This is a genomic window from Bacillus sp. AG4(2022), from assembly GCF_031844465.1.
Taxonomy (GTDB): Bacteria; Bacillota; Bacilli; order Bacillales; family Cytobacillaceae; genus Bacillus_AB; species Bacillus_AB infantis.
In genome coordinates, this window is sequence record NZ_JAUZVH010000002.1 from 462,846 (window position 1) to 480,494 (window position 17,649).

General features: G+C 39.8%; 20 protein-coding genes. All 20 read left to right on the forward strand.

Annotation, left to right across the window (positions count from 1 at the left end; all coding sequences use genetic code 11):
• Positions 1 to 16 precede the first annotated feature (16 nt).
• The 20 genes from Q9R36_RS08230 to abc-f all read left to right on the forward strand — a co-directional run bounded on the left by Q9R36_RS08230 (position 17) and on the right by abc-f (position 17,610).
• Positions 17 to 1,054: a ribonucleotide-diphosphate reductase subunit beta gene (locus tag Q9R36_RS08230; protein ID WP_311224898.1), complete on the forward strand. Its 1,038-nt coding sequence runs from the start codon at positions 17 to 19 to the stop codon at positions 1,052 to 1,054.
• 38 nt (positions 1,055 to 1,092) lie between these two features.
• Complete coding sequence (locus Q9R36_RS08235) at positions 1,093 to 1,332, forward strand: glutaredoxin family protein (RefSeq protein ID WP_311224899.1); 240 nt, start codon at positions 1,093 to 1,095, stop codon at positions 1,330 to 1,332.
• 133 nt (positions 1,333 to 1,465) lie between these two features.
• Positions 1,466 to 1,984, forward strand: a complete 519-nt coding sequence (locus Q9R36_RS08240) for a pyrophosphohydrolase domain-containing protein (RefSeq protein WP_311224900.1) — start codon at positions 1,466 to 1,468, stop codon at positions 1,982 to 1,984.
• Positions 1,985 to 2,054: 70 nt separating this feature from the next.
• Positions 2,055 to 2,936 (forward strand): thymidylate synthase, encoded by an 882-nt coding sequence (gene thyA, locus Q9R36_RS08245; protein WP_311224901.1) that lies wholly within the window; start codon positions 2,055 to 2,057, stop codon positions 2,934 to 2,936.
• The gene (locus tag Q9R36_RS08250) at positions 2,933 to 3,439 is read left to right on the forward strand and encodes a dihydrofolate reductase (protein ID WP_311224902.1); all 507 of its coding nucleotides are present in this window, start codon (positions 2,933 to 2,935) and stop codon (positions 3,437 to 3,439) included. Before thyA ends, Q9R36_RS08250 begins: the two co-directional genes overlap by 4 nt.
• A gap of 103 nt (positions 3,440 to 3,542) precedes the next feature.
• A complete protein-coding gene (locus Q9R36_RS08255; RefSeq protein WP_311224903.1) occupies positions 3,543 to 3,926 on the forward strand; it encodes a hypothetical protein in 384 nt (127 codons plus the stop codon).
• Positions 3,927 to 3,945: 19 nt separating this feature from the next.
• Positions 3,946 to 4,392, forward strand: coding sequence for a hypothetical protein (locus tag Q9R36_RS08260; RefSeq protein ID WP_311224904.1), 447 nt, complete (start codon positions 3,946 to 3,948; stop codon positions 4,390 to 4,392).
• Between the two features lie 10 nt (positions 4,393 to 4,402).
• Entirely contained in the window at positions 4,403 to 5,164 is a 762-nt protein-coding gene (locus tag Q9R36_RS08265; protein ID WP_311224905.1) for an HNH endonuclease, read from the forward strand.
• A gap of 39 nt (positions 5,165 to 5,203) precedes the next feature.
• Positions 5,204 to 6,460, forward strand: coding sequence for an RAP domain-containing protein (locus Q9R36_RS08270; RefSeq protein ID WP_311224906.1), 1,257 nt, complete (start codon positions 5,204 to 5,206; stop codon positions 6,458 to 6,460).
• Positions 6,461 to 6,625: 165 nt separating this feature from the next.
• Positions 6,626 to 6,985: a hypothetical protein gene (locus Q9R36_RS08275; protein ID WP_311224907.1), complete on the forward strand. Its 360-nt coding sequence runs from the start codon at positions 6,626 to 6,628 to the stop codon at positions 6,983 to 6,985.
• Positions 6,986 to 7,008: 23 nt separating this feature from the next.
• Positions 7,009 to 7,224 carry a hypothetical protein gene (locus Q9R36_RS08280; protein ID WP_311224908.1) on the forward strand — a complete coding sequence of 72 codons (216 nt, stop codon included), beginning with the start codon at positions 7,009 to 7,011 and terminating at the stop codon, positions 7,222 to 7,224.
• 61 nt (positions 7,225 to 7,285) lie between these two features.
• Positions 7,286 to 7,852, forward strand: coding sequence for a RusA family crossover junction endodeoxyribonuclease (locus Q9R36_RS08285; RefSeq protein WP_311224909.1), 567 nt, complete (start codon positions 7,286 to 7,288; stop codon positions 7,850 to 7,852).
• Positions 7,853 to 7,872: 20 nt separating this feature from the next.
• Positions 7,873 to 8,595 (forward strand): hypothetical protein, encoded by a 723-nt coding sequence (locus Q9R36_RS08290; protein ID WP_311224910.1) that lies wholly within the window; start codon positions 7,873 to 7,875, stop codon positions 8,593 to 8,595.
• The gene (locus Q9R36_RS08295) at positions 8,592 to 8,765 is read left to right on the forward strand and encodes a hypothetical protein (protein ID WP_311224911.1); all 174 of its coding nucleotides are present in this window, start codon (positions 8,592 to 8,594) and stop codon (positions 8,763 to 8,765) included. Before Q9R36_RS08290 ends, Q9R36_RS08295 begins: the two co-directional genes overlap by 4 nt.
• 67 nt (positions 8,766 to 8,832) lie before the next feature.
• On the forward strand, positions 8,833 to 10,410 hold the full coding sequence (locus Q9R36_RS08300) for a recombinase family protein (RefSeq protein WP_311224912.1): 1,578 nt from the start codon (positions 8,833 to 8,835) through the stop codon (positions 10,408 to 10,410).
• A 50-nt stretch (positions 10,411 to 10,460) separates the two neighbouring features.
• On the forward strand, positions 10,461 to 13,157 hold the full coding sequence (locus Q9R36_RS08305; RefSeq protein ID WP_311224913.1) for a GNAT family N-acetyltransferase: 2,697 nt from the start codon (positions 10,461 to 10,463) through the stop codon (positions 13,155 to 13,157).
• The gene (locus Q9R36_RS08310) at positions 13,154 to 14,014 is read left to right on the forward strand and encodes an amidohydrolase family protein (protein WP_009795668.1); all 861 of its coding nucleotides are present in this window, start codon (positions 13,154 to 13,156) and stop codon (positions 14,012 to 14,014) included. Before Q9R36_RS08305 ends, Q9R36_RS08310 begins: the two co-directional genes overlap by 4 nt.
• An 82-nt stretch (positions 14,015 to 14,096) precedes the next feature.
• Positions 14,097 to 14,945 (forward strand): DegV family protein, encoded by an 849-nt coding sequence (locus Q9R36_RS08315; RefSeq protein ID WP_101549790.1) that lies wholly within the window; start codon positions 14,097 to 14,099, stop codon positions 14,943 to 14,945.
• Positions 14,946 to 15,088: 143 nt separating this feature from the next.
• Positions 15,089 to 15,733 carry an HD domain-containing protein gene (locus Q9R36_RS08320; protein ID WP_101549788.1) on the forward strand — a complete coding sequence of 215 codons (645 nt, stop codon included), beginning with the start codon at positions 15,089 to 15,091 and terminating at the stop codon, positions 15,731 to 15,733.
• Positions 15,730 to 17,610, forward strand: a complete 1,881-nt coding sequence (gene abc-f, locus Q9R36_RS08325) for a ribosomal protection-like ABC-F family protein (RefSeq protein ID WP_101549787.1) — start codon at positions 15,730 to 15,732, stop codon at positions 17,608 to 17,610. The genes Q9R36_RS08320 and abc-f overlap by 4 nt, the downstream gene beginning before the upstream one ends.
• Positions 17,611 to 17,649 lie beyond the last annotated feature (39 nt).

Here is a 17,649-nt window from a genome sequence, read left to right on the forward strand (position 1 = left end):
AATTAAAGGAGAAAATATGAAACTTAAAAAAAGAGATATTATGAACAAAAATGCTCCAAATAGAGCAACAGCAATTATTAATGGAGAGTGCTCCAATATTCTTAACTGGGATGATGTCCAATTTTCTTGGGCATTTCCCAAGTATAAGAGAATGCTGGCAAACTTTTGGACACCGTTTGAGATCAATATGGCACAAGATATTAAGCAATTTCCTTATCTCAGCGACTATGAAAAGGAAGCATTCCTGAAAATCATTGGTCTTCTCGCACTTTTAGATAGTATTCAAACTGACTATGCGGGCAAAGTTGCTGATTATCTCACTGACTCAAGTTTATCAGCACTAATGATTATTCTTGCTCAACAAGAAGTAATTCACAATCACTCATACTCATATGTACTGTCGAGCATTGTGGATAAAAAGAAACAGGATGAAGTGTTTGAATTTTGGAGAAGTGAACCAACCTTAATCAAGAGGAATGAGTTTGTTACAGATGGCTACCGTCACTTTGCCGAAGAACAAACAGTTGAAAACTTCCTAAAATCCATTGTTTATGATGTTATTTTAGAAGGGTTGTTCTTCTACTCAGGATTCGCATTCTTTTATAACCTTGCTCAGAATCAGAAAATGGTTGCTTCTAGTACGATGATTAATTATATCAACCGTGATGAGCAGATCCATGTAGACTTATTCGTTAAGATTTTTCATGAAGTATTGGCTCAAAACCCTGAAGAAAATACTGAAGAACTTAAGAAATTTGTTAACGATACTTTCATCAAAGCTGCTGAACTTGAAATTGAGTGGGGCAGATATATCATTGGGAATAACATCGAAGGAATTACAATGAACCAGTTAGAAGCCTACATTAAATTCTATGCTAATGTTCGTGCGAACCAATTAGGATTTGATCGTCCATTTGAAGGCTTCAGAACTAATCCGTTGAAGTGGATTAAGGCGTATGAAGAAGTTGACTTAGGCAGATCTGATTTCTTCGAGCAAAAGCCACGTCAGTATGTAAAGGTAAACACTCAAGATAACGGTTTTGACGACCTATAAAAACTAAAAAAAATTAAAATATTAGGAGAGATAAATATATGAAACTTATTAAATTCGAAAAGACAGATTGCCCACCTTGTATAGCCGTATCCAATTTTCTTGATGATCAAGGTGTGGATTATGAGAGAGTGAATACAGAGGAAAACCCTGAACGGGCAATTCAACACATGGTAATGTCCACTCCAGTTATCCTATTGGTTGACGATAATGAGGATGTAGTCGAGAGAAGCCGAGGTTTTAACCCTGCTGAACTTGAAAATATGATTTCTAAGCTCTAATGTCCGTATATAGTGTACAAAATAACCAAAAATGTACATATGTGGTAGAAAAATGCTGATATTTTCACATAAAATGGGGATTTTAACGAATCCCCTCTTAAACTAATTAATTACATATAAAAGGAGTAATTGAATGACTAACAAAGCACAAAACGAAACTTACTACATGGTTCAGGATTTCCACAAAGCATTTAATCACAAGTATTCTGAAAAGCCTACACCAATGGATGAAACAACTGCTCTAAATCGTGCAGTATGGACAGGGGAAGAGTTAGTTGAATTTCTTTATGCAACTGTAGCAGGAGATGAGAAAAAATTTAAATCACTTGTTGGTCAACTTTATAATGGTCTTGATAAAGCAACCACTAAGATTCTAACTAATAAACCTGTAATTGATGATGTTCTTGTAGCTCAAGCTGATGCTCTTATTGATGTTGAATACTTCAATCAAGGATCATTTACCATTCTAGGGGTAGAACCATTCAACCTATTTAAAATTGTACAGGATGCTAACATGGGTAAACTTTGGGAAGATGGTAAGCCAAGGTTTCGTGAGGAAGATGGAAAAATTGTTAAGCCACCTAACTGGGAAAAGGATTTTGCTCCTGAGCCTAAATTGAAAGAAGAAATTGAAAGACAAATTAACGGTTAAATAATTTGATATGAGAATGCTAGGGAAGGGTTAAATCCTTTCCTAGTTTTATAAAAGGGAGAAATGCAGTATGAGTAACTACGACATTCAATACAATCGAATCATTCAGGAAATCATTGATGAAGGTATTTGGGATAAGGATCAGCAAGTCAGAACAAAGTGGGCTGATGGTTCTTCAGCATATACTAAGTCAATAATTAATAAGCAGATTAAATTGGACAATACGGAAGTGCCCATCCTCACAACTAAACGTGTGGCATGGAAAACAGCCATTAAAGAGTTACTGTGGATTTGGCAGCTTAAAGATAATAATGTAGATAACTTAAATAAAATGGGCGTTAAGATTTGGGATGAATGGCGTATGGAAGATAGAACAGTGGGCAAATCATATGGCTATCAAATGGGTAAGAAGGTGAGGAGAAAGGATTTAATCATTTCTGCAGGTAATGGATTTACGAAAACATTAACTTACTCCACTAAAGTTGACCAAGTTGATTACCTGTTAGATCAGTTGAAGAACAATCCATCTTCAAGAAGGCACATTACTTCCTTGTGGAATATTGATGACCTCGATGAAATGGCTTTGAATCCTTGCGTATGGAATACCCACTGGCAAGTATTAGAGGGTAAATTACATTTAACTGTTGGAATTCGGTCAAACGATATTGGACTAGGCAACCCATTTAATATTTTCCAATATTACGTCTTACAGCGAATGATTGCACAAGTAACAGGATATTCACTAGGCACACTTACCTTTAATATTGACAACATTCACGGGTACGAAAGGCACTTAGAACCTTTAGCAGAACAGATTAAGCAGCCACAATTTGAAGCACCTGAATTATGGATTAATCCTGAAGTAAAGGATTTCTACGACTTTACGATTGATGACTTTAAACTACTTAACTATCAACATGGTAAGACAATTCCAATGGAGGTAGCAATTTGACAATAACTCTTATAGCTTGCATAGATAAGAACCGGGGAATCGGTAGCAATGGTAGTCTGCTGACAAAACCCCCAAAGGATCTAAAACGATTCAGAGAGTTAACTCTTGGTGAATTTGTGGTGTTTGGAAGAAAAAGTTATGAAGAAATAGGTAAGCCCCTATCAGGACGAGTAAACATCCTACTCACCTCAGACACAACAACACAGTATCATCCAGAATTAAACGTGTATCCAAGCGTACAAGACATCCTACACGACTATAAAGTACATGCTAATTCAGATGTAAACTTATTTATCTGTGGTGGACAAAAGGTGTATGAGGAGTTCCTTCCACATGCAGATGTAATTGAATTAACCATAGTTGATCACATCTTTCCTGAGGCAGATAAATTCTTTCCTGCGTTCAGCCTAAGTAACTTCAAGCCAGTTGAAACAGTACATAATTGGGCTACAGAGGACTATCCGTTTGACTATTCATTTGTACGATATGAGCGAAAAAAATAAAACAAAATAATCAAATAAATACATTGACTAATATAAAATAAACTAATATAATCATAAGTAACAAGTCACATACCAAATATTAGTTAAAGGGAGATGTTAGTCAATGTGTTTAGCCAGTAAGTATATTAATCAGATTGAGGTAATGTTAAAAGAAATTGATGGTGATATTGAAAAACTTTGTAAAAAGCAAGCAGAATATGACCGCATGATTAACCAATACTATCACCACTTAGAAACTACTAAATTTAATGCTTGCGAAGGATATTACATAGCAAAAAATTTTCAAACTGAATTACAAAAGAGAAGGTTAGTTAAGGGCGAACTATCTAGACTGCAAACACTTAGGGAAGCTCTTCAATCTCAGGCAGTTAATAAAAGCCTTCAAAAAGCAAAAAGCACGGTGAAAAAATCTAAAGAAAAAGGTAGAAAATGGTGCAAAAATTTCAATTTCTCATTCAGTGATATTGAAGAAGAAATCATGCACTAATAATACATAGGAGGAAATAATGACAGCAGCAACACAGATTAAGAAATTAGACAAACAATTACTAATTAAGATTTTACGAGAAAACTTGAATTGGTCTGAGAGCCATTTAAAGAGCTTTACAGAGGATTCCTTGAATGAGATATACGAATACATCCTTGAAGGTTACACACTCTCTAAGATTAAATCAAGCACTGATGGTTACTTAGTCTACATAAGAATTCCCACTAAAGTACAAGAATTACTTAACATTAAATATGCTGATTACTACGATATCAAGGTTAATTTACATAAGAAGGAAGTCATCCTGTACAAAGGTGAAAAGAACAGAATTAAAGTTAGATCAGATATGAAGGTAGCATTACCTTATAACTTAGTTGAGAAGAATCTGCTTAAAGGTAAAGACGACACGATGGTATTGGTTAAGGGTGACAGGATAGTGTTTAAATCGTTTAGTTATATGCAGTGAGGAGGATGAGATGTCTAAGTTAACAAAAGAAGAAAAGGAGCAAAGGTTAGCAGAAAGAAGACAAAGAAGATACAATGAAACACATCAACTAATTAATGGAATTGATCATAAGGTTTGTAGCAAATGTCTTAAATGGATGCCGTGCAATGAAGAATATTATTATAAAAATCAATCCAATGGAATAGATGGATTTCACCCTTATTGCATACAATGTGCCATAAAAAGGACTTTAGAGTGGGAAGAAAACAATCCAGAAAAATTGAAAGTAAACAGAAAAAGAACAGATGAAAATAGAAAGGAAAAACATAAACTATATCGACAAACTTCAAAGGAAAGAGGCTATCAAGACTGGTGGAGAAAAAATAATCCTGAAAAACTTAAAGAATACCAGAGAAAGAGAGATAAAGAGAAAAAACATGAAATATCACTTGAAGAATGGGAAGACTGTAAAAAGTATTTTAATCATCGCTGTGCTTATTGTGAGCTGAAAATTGAAGAACATTTGATAAAGTTTAATAAAAAATTTCAACTTGGTGATTTTCACAGGGAGCACGTAGTCCATAATGGTGCTAACGATTTAAGTAACTGTGTACCAGCCTGTAAGACATGTAATTCTCATAAGCGTAATTATGCGTTAGAGGATTGGTATTCACCTGACAATGAAAATTACGAAGAAGATAGACTACTGAAGATACATAAGTGGATAAATGAAGACCATAAATTATTTATAGAAAATAAACTAATAAAAATAAAAGGAAGTAACGTTACATAAGTGCTGCGCAGCCTCCATTGATCAGGAGGAGAAGGTAGGATGTTGAAAGAAAAGATAATCGAACTAAGGATTCAGAAACTAGGCTATAAGAAAATTTCTTCAGTATTAAATTGTAATAAGAATTACGTTAAGCAAGTATGCATTGACTATGAAAACAGTAAGAAGAAAAACAAACACAAACCCAATGAGGAAATTGAAACGATACTTAATTTAAGAAAAACTGGTTTAAGTTATTTGGAAATTGCCAATAAAACAGGTTTTAGTATAGAAAGGGTCAGGTACCATAGTCGGAAGCATAAACTAGGTGGAGAGAGAGGAAGTAATGATTCAGTTGGCACACCATGTGTTAAGAAAGAAAAAAATTACATAAAAAGTAAGACATGTCTTACTTGTTCAAAAGAATTTTCATATGACATAAGAGAAGTTAAATATAAAAAATACTGCTCAGAAGAATGTAAAATTAAACCCAAGAAAACAAAACCTAAAAAGGTTTACTGTAAAAAAATTAGATATTGTAGAGGATGCTCAAAAGAGCTTGATATAGGGTCTAGAAAGCAATATTGTTCAGAAGTGTGTAGGAGTGCGAACGTAAATATTCATACGATTACATGTATTCAGTGTGGTAAAAGAAAAAAGGTTAATACTTCCCAAAGGAATAGTAAGTATTGTTCTAATGAATGTTTAGGTAAGTCTCGGATGGATTCACATGAGGATTATAAGGAGAAATTTGAATCCATATATGGACAAAAGTTCACCTTGCTAACTGAATATAACGGAGCAGATAGACCTATCACTATCAAATGTAATGGATGTAATAACAAGTATACAAAGAAAAGATCTCATAAATTATTAGAGAAAAATAAAGTGTATAAATGTCTTAATTGTAGTCCTAAAACTTTTTCCTTAGGTGAAGAAAAAATAATGAAATGGTTAAATGATAATAACATTAAATATATAAAAGAATATGCTATCAAAGATGAAAACATGAATGTACCTCTAAGAATTGATTTTGTAGTATTTGAAAATGAGGTCATAAAATATGCAATAGAGTTTGATGGGCAGCAACATTTTAAAAATTACTCAGGAAGATACTCTGACGAAACAAGAATAGAAAATGATATCAAAAAGAATAACTATTGTAAAAACAAAGGTTATAAGTTAATTAGAATTCCTTACTGGAATCTAGAAGAAATAGAAGATATTCTTTACTACTTCATTCTGTTTCCAAAACATAAATATTTGGTTAACCATGTGAAATGGTCACAAGAGAAATACATACAGCAACAAGCTAATTAATAAAAAATAATTACATACATATCGCTTTAAAACGGTAGTTTCATATTACTTGAAGGGAGGTGAGGAAAATGACTGAACACGAAGTGATCGAGGCAAAGAAACTTGAGATTGGTGGTAAGACTGTTTTGGAATCTAAATAATACACATAAAAATAGGAGTGAGAAAATGAGTAAATATGATAATGGTGGAATCGTAGGTCTAACGGATAATAGAATAACTAACCTTGCAAATCGGCTAGGAGAGCAGTCAACAGGAGAAGAAAGGGTCATGTGGGAAAAGTTTAAGGCTCAACCATCTCCAGAATTAAATGTATCAAAAAAATTAAAAATGAAGATTGAAGGAAAACTTGATTTGGATGAAGATACCGAGTCTAAAATCAAAGCTTTTACTAAGGCTCTAGACGAACTCCCACTTGAAATAAATTTAAGGATCAGCGTGGACGGCAGCGAGAATGGCACACTCCTAAAATTAAGTATGGCTGATATTTTGTTTGAACAGGTTAAAGAGAAATTTAATAAAAAATAAACTAACTATTGGAGGAAGTATCAATGAAAAAAGAACAAGTATACACAGGCACAGTGACAGGTGAAGAACTAGGAGCACAACCAATTGAAGAAGTACATATTGACGAAGCAGAGATGGTTGATTTCATTCATGACGAATTAGCGAAAACCACAAAACATTCAATTGACAAAGAAGATATCGCTGCTGTACTGGACTTAGAATTTGAGTTTTTAAAGTTAAAAGGCGTAATCGAAGAATAAACAATCAAATATAAAAGGGTTGAGGTTAATCCTTAGCCCTTTACTTGTAAGGAGTGGTTAGTTGGTTAAACAATTAAAACTGACAGTACAAGGTATTCCTCCTTCTGTAAACCACTACATGGGTTATAGGGGAGTCAGAAAAGGCAATGGATGCATGGTTATGGCTTACACTAAACCAGAAGCCAATAAGTTTAAGAAAGAGTTCTCTACATACGCAAAAGAACAAGTTAAGCTGCAGGAATGGGATATCGAATCCACACGAGACATTCATCATTATGTAGATTGTATATTTTACTTTGATCGAACTGACAAAGATGAACAGAACTACATGAAAGTCCTCTGTGACACATTGAATGGAATTGCATACATAGATGATAAAAAGGTGTTAACTCGTACACATGAGGTTTTTTATGATTCAGCGAATCCCAGAATAGAGATTACTATTCACCCAGTTACATATAGAGGTATCTTCCCAAATGAATTACAAATGCAGCAATTTGAAGAAAAGTGTATGACCTGCAAGAGATATAAGAGGAACTGTTCGATTCTGAACAAGGCTAAGGAAGGTCGGATTCAGGAAGAGATAGATAAGGATTTAGTTTGTGGGAAGTACAGTAAGATTAAATAATTAAATAAAATCCAGAGGGGGTGAAGAGGATTAAATATAAACTATTTGGATTTGATGAGGGTGAGGATTTCTATATTAACGGAATCCCACTTCCAATGTATCTTTATTATCTAAAAGAACGCAGACACTTCAACAAGGAATTAATTATCAGCCACACTAAAAAGTATTATGATATCGACTTATCTGATCAATTAGGGGATTACATATGGTGCTTTCAATTCAATGTATACGACAAGCATAAGGAAGAGCTTAAGCAACGTAAGGTTGACGATGGCAGCAGAAAATATTTCGATACATACGCAAGAGACGAGTATTACAACTTTATGGATAACGCTTTTTTCAATGAAGAGGATTGTTTAACATACTTTTTCAATCATACAGAAATACACCATATTCATCCTCTGGTGTACGGAGGTAAAAGTAACATGGAGAATCTCATGCACCTAAACAGTTTTAATCATGATGTACTCCATTTGAATCCATTGGAGAGTGAGGAGAAGTATTGTCATCAAGCTGTCGATTATCTAGGATACCTTTACACTGAGTTAGGTGTATCAATGATAATCAGAAAATATGATTTGGCTAAACACGATAACCGGATGTTCTTTGACTTATTTAAATCCTGTGTGAAGCAGGAGATGAGAAATTTTTATGATTACATAATGGAACAAAGTAATAGGACAAACACAGAAGTTACTATACATAATATTGAGGTGATAAGGTGCGAGCAACTACAACAATGATTGACGGAGTTGAGTTTGCCATTTCTTACAACGGAGCAGTGAAAACTCTAAAAAGCTTACATAAAGATGAAGATGGATTTTACATTACACTTGAATACTCAAATGATGAAGATAAAAGAAAACAAGTTGAGGAACATTTATATGACTTTTTTGCTAGAGAAATCCTTTGATTTCTCTATTTTTGTTGGTAAAATAAGTGGTATATAATTATATATCCAGAGGGGATAGATACACACAATGAAAAGAGTATGGACTTTATATCGAGTTTCAACAAAAGGACAAGTTAATCCTGAAGAAGATATCCCGATGCAACGCAACTCCTGCATGAGATTTATTGAAAGTAAACCTGATTGGAAATTGGAATATGAGCTATACGAAAAAGGTATATCAGGGTGGAAAAATAAAACTGATGAACGTGATGCCCTTGTGCAAATTAAGAAGGCTGCAGAGAATAAAGAATTTGATATCCTATTGGTATTCATGTATGACCGTTTAGGTAGGCGAGAAGATGAAACTCCACTGGTTGTTCAGTATTTAGTTGATCATGGTGTAGAAGTATGGTCTGTAAAAGAAGGTCAGAGAAAGATTGCTGACCACACTGATTTGTTAATAAACTACATTACATTCTGGCAGTCATCAGGTGAAAGTAAAAAGACCTCAATGAGGATTAAAGAAATCATCGAGCAAATGAATGAAGAAGCGAAATATACAGGTACAACTCCTCCTTATGGATATGAAACATATGATACAGGAGATAGGCATTGGAAATACGATAAGAATGTCAAGGATATGCGAATAAATGAGGAAGAGAAGAAGATTGTAGAAATTATATTTGATTTATATATCAGTAAAGGATTCGGAGTTTCTAGGATAGCTAATTACCTTAACTCATCTGGCTATAAAGCGAGAAATGGTAAGAATTTTAGAATCAACACCATTTTCAGCATATTGAAGAATCCTATTTACACAGGGGTAAAAAGGTACAATGTCAGAGATAAAAGTAATCACGATAAGGTGTTACCGAAAGAGGAATGGAGATATTCAAAAAAGAGAGAAGACTGGGCATTCATTGATGAAGAAGTGTTTAATAAAGTACAGGAAATAATGAAGTTAAGGAAAGATAAACAAGGCACTCTCCCCAATAAAGGAAAGTTGCTGCTCAACGGAATCGCAATTTGTGGATACTGCGGCAGCAAATTATATAGTGATGTAACTAGGACAAGCTATGAGTTAAAAGATGGAACAAAGAAAGAACGAATCACTAGAAGGTACAGATGCTCCAATGCAAGAACTTCAGATGTTCACCATGATAAGTCTTTATATGCCTCTGAGAAACATGACAAAGTTTTTTATAAATACTTCATTAAAGAAGTCAGTGAAGTATTGAAGAATAAGGAAAAGTATATCCAATCCAGACAGCAAAGCAGTAATAAACTTCTGATTCAATTGGAAGATGAAATCGAGTCACTTTCAAAGCAGAAAAGTAAATTGGATAAGGATTTAACGATCCTGAACAACGAAATTACAAAAAGTTTATTGGGAGAGAGTTCATTTTCACCTGAACAATTGAGTAACATTATTAACACTAAGCAAACTGAAATTAAAAATCTAAATGAAATTATAGAAAATAAGAAGGAATTATTGGAGCAGAAAAAGAAATCTTCTGAAAAGGAAGATGATTATATTCTTACTCTACAGAAAATAAAGGAGACATTCGAAGGAGCTGATTTAGACTCAAGGAAGATGATGATACATGGTGTCGTGGAAAGTGTTGAGTTTAAAAAGGACGAAATTAAGATTAAGTTTAACCACTAAAATTATGTGTGTTTCTATTCTTTTGGGAAGACAGAGACGACTCCACTCACTTGATGAACTTTATTCCCGCTGTTCTGAATACGCCGCTTTTTAAGCCTGTTTTTGAAAAGCTGGACTGGTACAGTTCAAGCTCGAGGAAAATTGAAGTGAAACCTGATGGAAAAAACGAAAATGGCTTCACTTATTATGACTATGAGTGGGAAGATGAAGGAACTCATGCAAGAGTCCAATTTGAACGTTCAGGAAGGGGCATGCGCCTGATTGAGACAGATGAATTCCTGGCTGAACTTGTTTTAAACAGGCACCAGCTGATTGAGGGGCGGAAAGAGTCCATTTCCTTAAGGATTGTCAATAAATCCGGAAATCCGCTTGCGGTTGAAGCAGCCGGGAAGGACAGCGGGCGCGTGAAATGCAGCTTAACAGCGTCCCTAGTGGTCTCTGGCGAAGAGGTCATCGCAGGAGTGCTGGACATCAGAGAAGGGGAAGCGCCTGACTCCTGGAAGACACACCCATCTGCAGAAGTAGAATTGTCTATAAATGGAAGGAGCTGTTCACTGAAGCTGGGCCTCCATCCTAAAAAGCCGGCCGATGTTACTGCCTCGCTTCTTGGACATTTAAGCTACCAGGGAAAACAGGCAGAGGTTGCTTTCGAGGTTAAAAATAATCTGCCGGAAGATGTAAACGTGGAAATCCGGATTCCGGAAACAGAGAATCTCATTCCTGAATATAAAGAAATTATTCTTGATTTGAAACCGAAAGAGCGGAAAAGCATCTTCCTTCCAGCTGAGGTAAAGAAGCATGGTTTTTCTGAGCACCTGCTGCAGGTGGCTCTAACTGGTTCTAAAGGCGGCCAGTTCCAGTTTGAAAAGAAAGCCGGCATTGCACTGAAGGGTTTTGGCAGCCAATTTGGCGGCGAGACAGAGGAATACTGGCATATCTTCAATGGCAACAGCCAGGTGAATATCAGAAAGCGTGACTATACTGTGACAGCCGGCCGAAGCGAGAAAATGGATCAGCCATTTGCGTTCTTCCAGCCGAAACTGGGGAAGCCATATACCTCAGAATTCACCAAAAAGAAGCCTGTATCTGCAGAGTGGTATAAAGATGGGGCAGCTATAACCCATAAGCTTGCATTTCTTTCGGAGAATTTGCCTGGAATCAAGCTTAGCATCTTTACATCCCTATATGCTGAAGGACTTGTAAAGAGGTGGATGGAATGTGAAAATGGCAGGGAAGAGCCTGTTGAACAGCTGTATATCTCTCAGTCGATGTACCATGAAGGCAGGGAGATGGTGTTTCCGCTGGACGGGGAAGCAGTTGCGTTTTCAGATATGAAGGAGCTTCTGTATGGAGATGTCAACTTCAGCTCTCTGTCAGGGAATTGGTATTTCGCAGGACAAAGAGGGGAACCGGTAGGGCTTGCCTGGCCGGAAAGCGCCAAGGCGGTGCCGGATAATTGGCAGCTTTCAATTGAATTCCAGACCGGTGAGATCCAGGCGAAAGAAAAGGCGGTCCTCGAACCTGTTTATCTATCAATTGGGGCCTTCCAGTCCTGGGAAGAATTCGCAGCATTTGCAACCAGCTCCCCTTTAGCTGATAAAAAAAGTACAGCCCCTGAGAAGGAGATGATCATCACTTCAGTATGCGGCCTTGATGAAAAATATGCGGCAGACCTGACTTTAATCAATCACAGGCTACAGCCAATTGAAGGGAAGCTCTCCATTTCGGCTGACGGCAGGGTCAAGGCAGCTGAAGAGATTAGGCTTGAGGGAGGAAAAGATTATAAAACCAGCGTTGCATTGGGGGAAAAAGCAGGAATCAGCATTGTGTCTGCAGTTCTTGAGGAAGGCAGCAGCTGCGAAAAAATCGATAGCATCGTTCTGATGCCTGGAGGAGAAGTGCAAATATCATGGGAAGAGAAAGCCGGATTAAAAGTGGCAAAAGCAGTAAACGGGCCAGTGGAAATCAAATCGGCTCCAGGCTTCTATCCTGGACTGTTCTCCATCTCTGTTAACGGAAGAAAATGGCTGGACCACTCTTTCCCTTCACTGCAGGCAAAAGGCTGGTGGAATCCCTGGGGCGGTGGAATGAAGACAATTCCTTCAAAACTGAATGTTTTCTCTATCCTCAAAGGCCAGACAGAGGCGGGGGCAGCTGCGGTCCGGGATAATTCAGGGGAATTGTGGCAGGGACTCAAGGTTACAACAAGGCTTGGAGAGCATCCTGTATGGCAGGGACTTACATTTGCACAATATTATCTCATGCTCCCAGGTGTACCATTGATCGGGTCATTTCTCAGAATAGAGGAAGCGGGCGGCAAGCTCCTTGCCGGTGAGTACGCTGTCACGGATGCTTTCCTGATGGGCGGAAAGCTTGAAGACCTTTCGATCAGGCCGGACGGAGCAGATGAGAATGGCTTTTATACAGCAGGAAAGGGCGAGAATGTTCTCTTTTTGGGGAATGGCTCATCCGTCTGCAGCACACATGCAGAAGAAAAGCTTTATATGGTAGCAAACAGCATGGCTGACCATAATGAGGCATATATGAACAAAGAGGCATGCCAGCTTATATCAAGGCAGCCATTCAGCTCCGGAGGGCGGGATAGCCAGACGAAACCGGTATTCAGCTCCGGAGGGCGGGATAGCCAGACGAAACCGGTATTCATGCTGTTTGACAGAAGGGATTTATCCGGGAAGCTGCTGGATAGGCTGCAGAAAATCAGTTTCATCAATGAGGAGACAGAATGAAAATAATAGACGCACATATGCATTTTTCACAAATTAAATCTTTTCATGAAACAGCAAGAGACCTTTCGTTTGTTGATTATTCCTATAAAGGGATTTCTGCTGAGTACCGGGATGCAGGTGTCCTGCTCGGAATCGGCATGGGCCTTGAGGAAACAAACGGGATGGGTTTTCCGGACCATGATGCAAGGACGCCGATGATGCTGGACCTGGCTGAATCCCAGCCGGATATAATAGTGGCCTGCGCCGGCATAAATCCATTCAATATGGATTCTGAGGCGCTTGTAAGGCTGGAAGACGTGATTCAGCGCCCCGGGACTGTCGGATTTAAAATCTACCTGGGCTATTATCCTTTTTACGCTTATGACGAAGTATATGAACCAGTCTATAAACTTGCTGAGAAATACAGTGTGCCGGTTGTCTTTCATACTGGCGACACTTATTCAGAAAGAGGGCTGCTGAAGTACTCCCATCCTCTTGCCATCGATGAAGTGGCTGTCAGGCACCGGAATGTCAATTTCATGATGGCTCATTTCGGCGACCCCTGGACCCTGACGGGGGCTGAAATCATCTATAAGAATCCGAACGTATACGCTGATCTCTCAGGACTGATAGTGGGTACGGAAGAAGAACTGAAGAAAAGGAGCGGAGGGCGGTTCCTTGACCACCTTCGCCACGCGATTGAGTTTGCAGATTCATATGATAAATTGATCTTTGGGACCGATTGGCCCTTGATCCCTATAGCTCCATATATTGAGTTTATCAAGGATCTTATCCCTGAAGAGCATCATGAAAAGGTATTTTACTACAATGCCTTGAAACTATTTCCGAGGATCGCGGCTTTTCTGCCGGAAGAATAACAGTGTGCGGCTATCCTTTTTCCTGGGATAGCCGTTTATAAAAAAATATAGAAATACATAATTACCGCAAGGAGGAAACCTGATGGGAAAAGTGGCATGGGTTACCGACAGCACAGCATGCCTGGATGAGGAATTAGCGGCGCACCCGGATGTCTATGTTGTACCGATGACAATCATCATGGATGGCCAGGAGTATATAGAGGGGAGGACCATAAGCGCTGAAGACCTGTTCAGGCGGCTGAAGACACTTTCTTCGCCTCCAAAGACCTCACAGCCTTCTGTGGGCTCTTTTCAGGCTCTTTTTGAAGAGCTTGAAGAAAGCTATGATTCCATTGTGGCTGTCCTTGTATCTGCGAAGCTCAGCGGGACTGTTTCATCCAGCCAGCAGGCAGCACAGCTGGTGAACATACCTGTCTATACAGTCGATTCGGGAATCTTATCTTATCCATTGACGAGGCTGATAAAGGAAGGGATGCTTCTGACAGAATCAGGGATCGAGAGCAGCGAAGCAGCCCGCAGGATCGAGGAAATCGGATCCACATCGGAGACGTTAGTCCTTGTCGGGAGCCTCGAACAGCTTCATCGCAGCGGAAGGATGTCCGGGCTGCAATTCTATTTTGGCAGCCTATTGAGCATTAAGCCGATCATTGCCATTAGCGGCGGGGCACTCAGCATAAAAGAAAAGGCAAGGAGCATCAGGAAGGCCAGGGAACGGATGAAGGCCTTGCTCAAGGAAGCGTATGTACAGCATGGTTTCCGGGAGGTTTTCATTCTTTATGGCCTATATGACAGAGAGGCAAAAGAGTGGATGGCAGATCTAAGGGCCAGCTTTCAGGAAATCGAGTTCAGCGCCTTCCCTCTTGGAGCCACCATCGGGGTTCATGCCGGGGAAAATACCATTGGATTCAGCTGGTTCAACGGACTGAAATAAATCAGTAAGCGGAAAGCCTTGCACAGCAGCAAGGTTTTTTCTTTTGATGTTTTGCTCACATAAAAGGCAGATATAGCTGAGAAGAAACATCCTCCTCCTTTTCATGATAAAATAAGCATCAGCAGGAAAGAGGTGCGTGTTTAATGGAAAAAATAATCTCGCAGGCAGAGCGGTATGTCCGCGCTGTGCTTGGCCGGGATGCTTCAGGGCATGACTGGCATCACATAGATAGAGTCAGGAAAAATGCGTTATATATACAGAGGCAGGAGAAACGGGGAGATGCTTTCATTATTGAAATGGCAGCCCTTTTACATGATATACCCGATGCTAAGCTGAATGCCGATGAGGAAAAAGGATGGGACAGGCTCCGCAGCTTTTTTAGGGAGGCAGGGATTGAAACTGGACTGCAAAGGCAGCTGGAAGAGGTTATCGCCTCTGTTTCCTTCAAAGGGGGCTCCGGCATAAAGGCAGAATCTCCTGAGGCAAGGATTGTCCAGGATGCAGACAGGCTGGATGCCATTGGTGCAATCGGGATTGCCCGGGCATTTGCCTATGGCGGGATGAAAGGCCATGCCCTTTATGACCCGGCACTTTCAGCCAGGGAAGAAATGACACAGGAGGAATATAGGAATGGGCAAACCTCCTCCATCCATCATTTTTATGAAAAACTGCTGAAGCTCCGCGATCTTCTGAATACGGATACAGCTAAAGAGATGGCAAAACAGCGCCATGAATTTATGCAATTATACTTAAATGAATTTTACAGGGAATGGAATGGTCAGTCATGAAGATGATTTCAATTGAAAACTTATCAAAATCTTATGGGGAAAAGCAGCTCTTCCGGGATGTTTCTTTCACGATAGCTGAAAAAGAAAGAGTAGGACTGATCGGCGTCAACGGAACTGGAAAGTCTTCTTTGCTGAAGATCGTGGCTGGAGTGGATGTACCGGATTCAGGGGAGATTGTATGCCCGAAAGATTATAAAGTGTCTTACTCAGAACAGAAGCCTGAGCTGGATCCCCGACTGACAGTGCTTGAGCAGGTATTTGAAGGGGATGCGCCGATATTCCGCCTTTTGAGGGAATATGAACAGGTTATGGCGGGACTCGGAGCTTCGCCTGAGGATACCGGTCTCCAGGATAAGCTTTTTGCTCTTCAGAAAAGGATGGATGAGCTGGATGGCTGGGAAGCGGATGCCAGCGCGAAGGCAATCTTAAGCAGGCTCGGCATCGAGGAATACAGCAGGAAAATCGGGGAGCTTTCCGGAGGGCAGAAGAAGAGGGTTGCCCTTGCACAGGTGCTGATCCAGTCTCCGGATCTTCTAATTCTTGATGAGCCGACCAACCATCTTGATTATGAAACCGTCAAGTGGCTGGAAGAATATCTTAGCCGATTCAATGGCGCGCTCCTGCTGGTCACGCATGACCGTTATTTTCTCGACCGGGTCACAAACAGAATGTTTGAACTGGATGGAGGAAGTCTTTACAGCTATAAGGGCAATTATGCCGCTTTCCTTGAAGCGAAGGCCGTCAGGGAGGAAAACGAGGCTGCTACGATAGAAAAGCAGAAAAATCTATTCCGCAGGGAACTTGAATGGATCAGAAGAGGTGCAAAAGCCAGGACCACCAAGCAAAAAGCAAGGATTCAGCGCTTTGATCAGCTGGAGGACACCCTGTCTGCTGTCAAAGCATCAGAAAAGCTCGATATGGCTTTATCCGGAAGCAGGCTCGGAAAGCAGGTCTTTGAGCTGAAGGATGCTTTCAAAGCGCTTGGCGGCACGGTTGTGCTTGATGATTTCAGCTTACTGGTCAAGCCGGGCGACAGAATCGGGATTATCGGCAGAAACGGGACAGGAAAGTCCACGCTCCTAAATATACTAGCCGGCAAAATCCCCCTGGATTCAGGGGATCGGATCATCGGCCAGACAGTAAAAGTTGCCTATTATACGCAGGAAAGTGAGGACATGGACGAAAATAAGAGAATGATCGAGTATTTGAAGGAGACAGCCGAGGTCGTGCATACCTCTGATGGCAAAACGATTTCGGCAGCGCAGATGCTAGAGCGGTTCCTTTTCCCGTCAAGCACCCATGGAACACCGATCAGGAAGCTTTCCGGCGGGGAAAAGAGAAGGCTTTATCTTTTGAAAATCCTTTTGTCGGAGCCGAATGTCCTTTTGCTGGATGAGCCGACAAATGATCTGGATACACAGACACTGACCGTGCTTGAAGACTATCTCGACGATTTTGCAGGGGTGGTCATAACTGTTTCTCATGACCGCTATTTTCTTGATAAAGTGGCAGAGCAGCTGCTCATCCTTGAAGGAGGAGGCAGAGTCGGCTCTTACTATGGAAACTATACAGAGTATATTGAGAGCCAGCCGCAGCAGGCAAAGCCAAAGAGCGTGAAGCAGGAACCTAAACCAAAGCAGGAGGCAAAGCCGAAGAAAAAGCGCATGTCCTACAATGAGCAAAGAGAGTGGGACAGCATCGACGGAAAGATTGCCGCGGCAGAAAAGCGCCTTGAGGAAATTGCCGGTGAGATGGCAGAAACGGGCAGCGATTTTATGAAGGCAAATGAACTTCTCGAGGAAGAAGCAAGTTTAAATGAGCAGCTTGAAGAGCTTATTGAAAGATGGAGCTATCTGGCCGAGCTCGCAGAGGGCTGAGAGCAAGCAGAGGGCCGGCAATGGGCTGGTCCCATATGT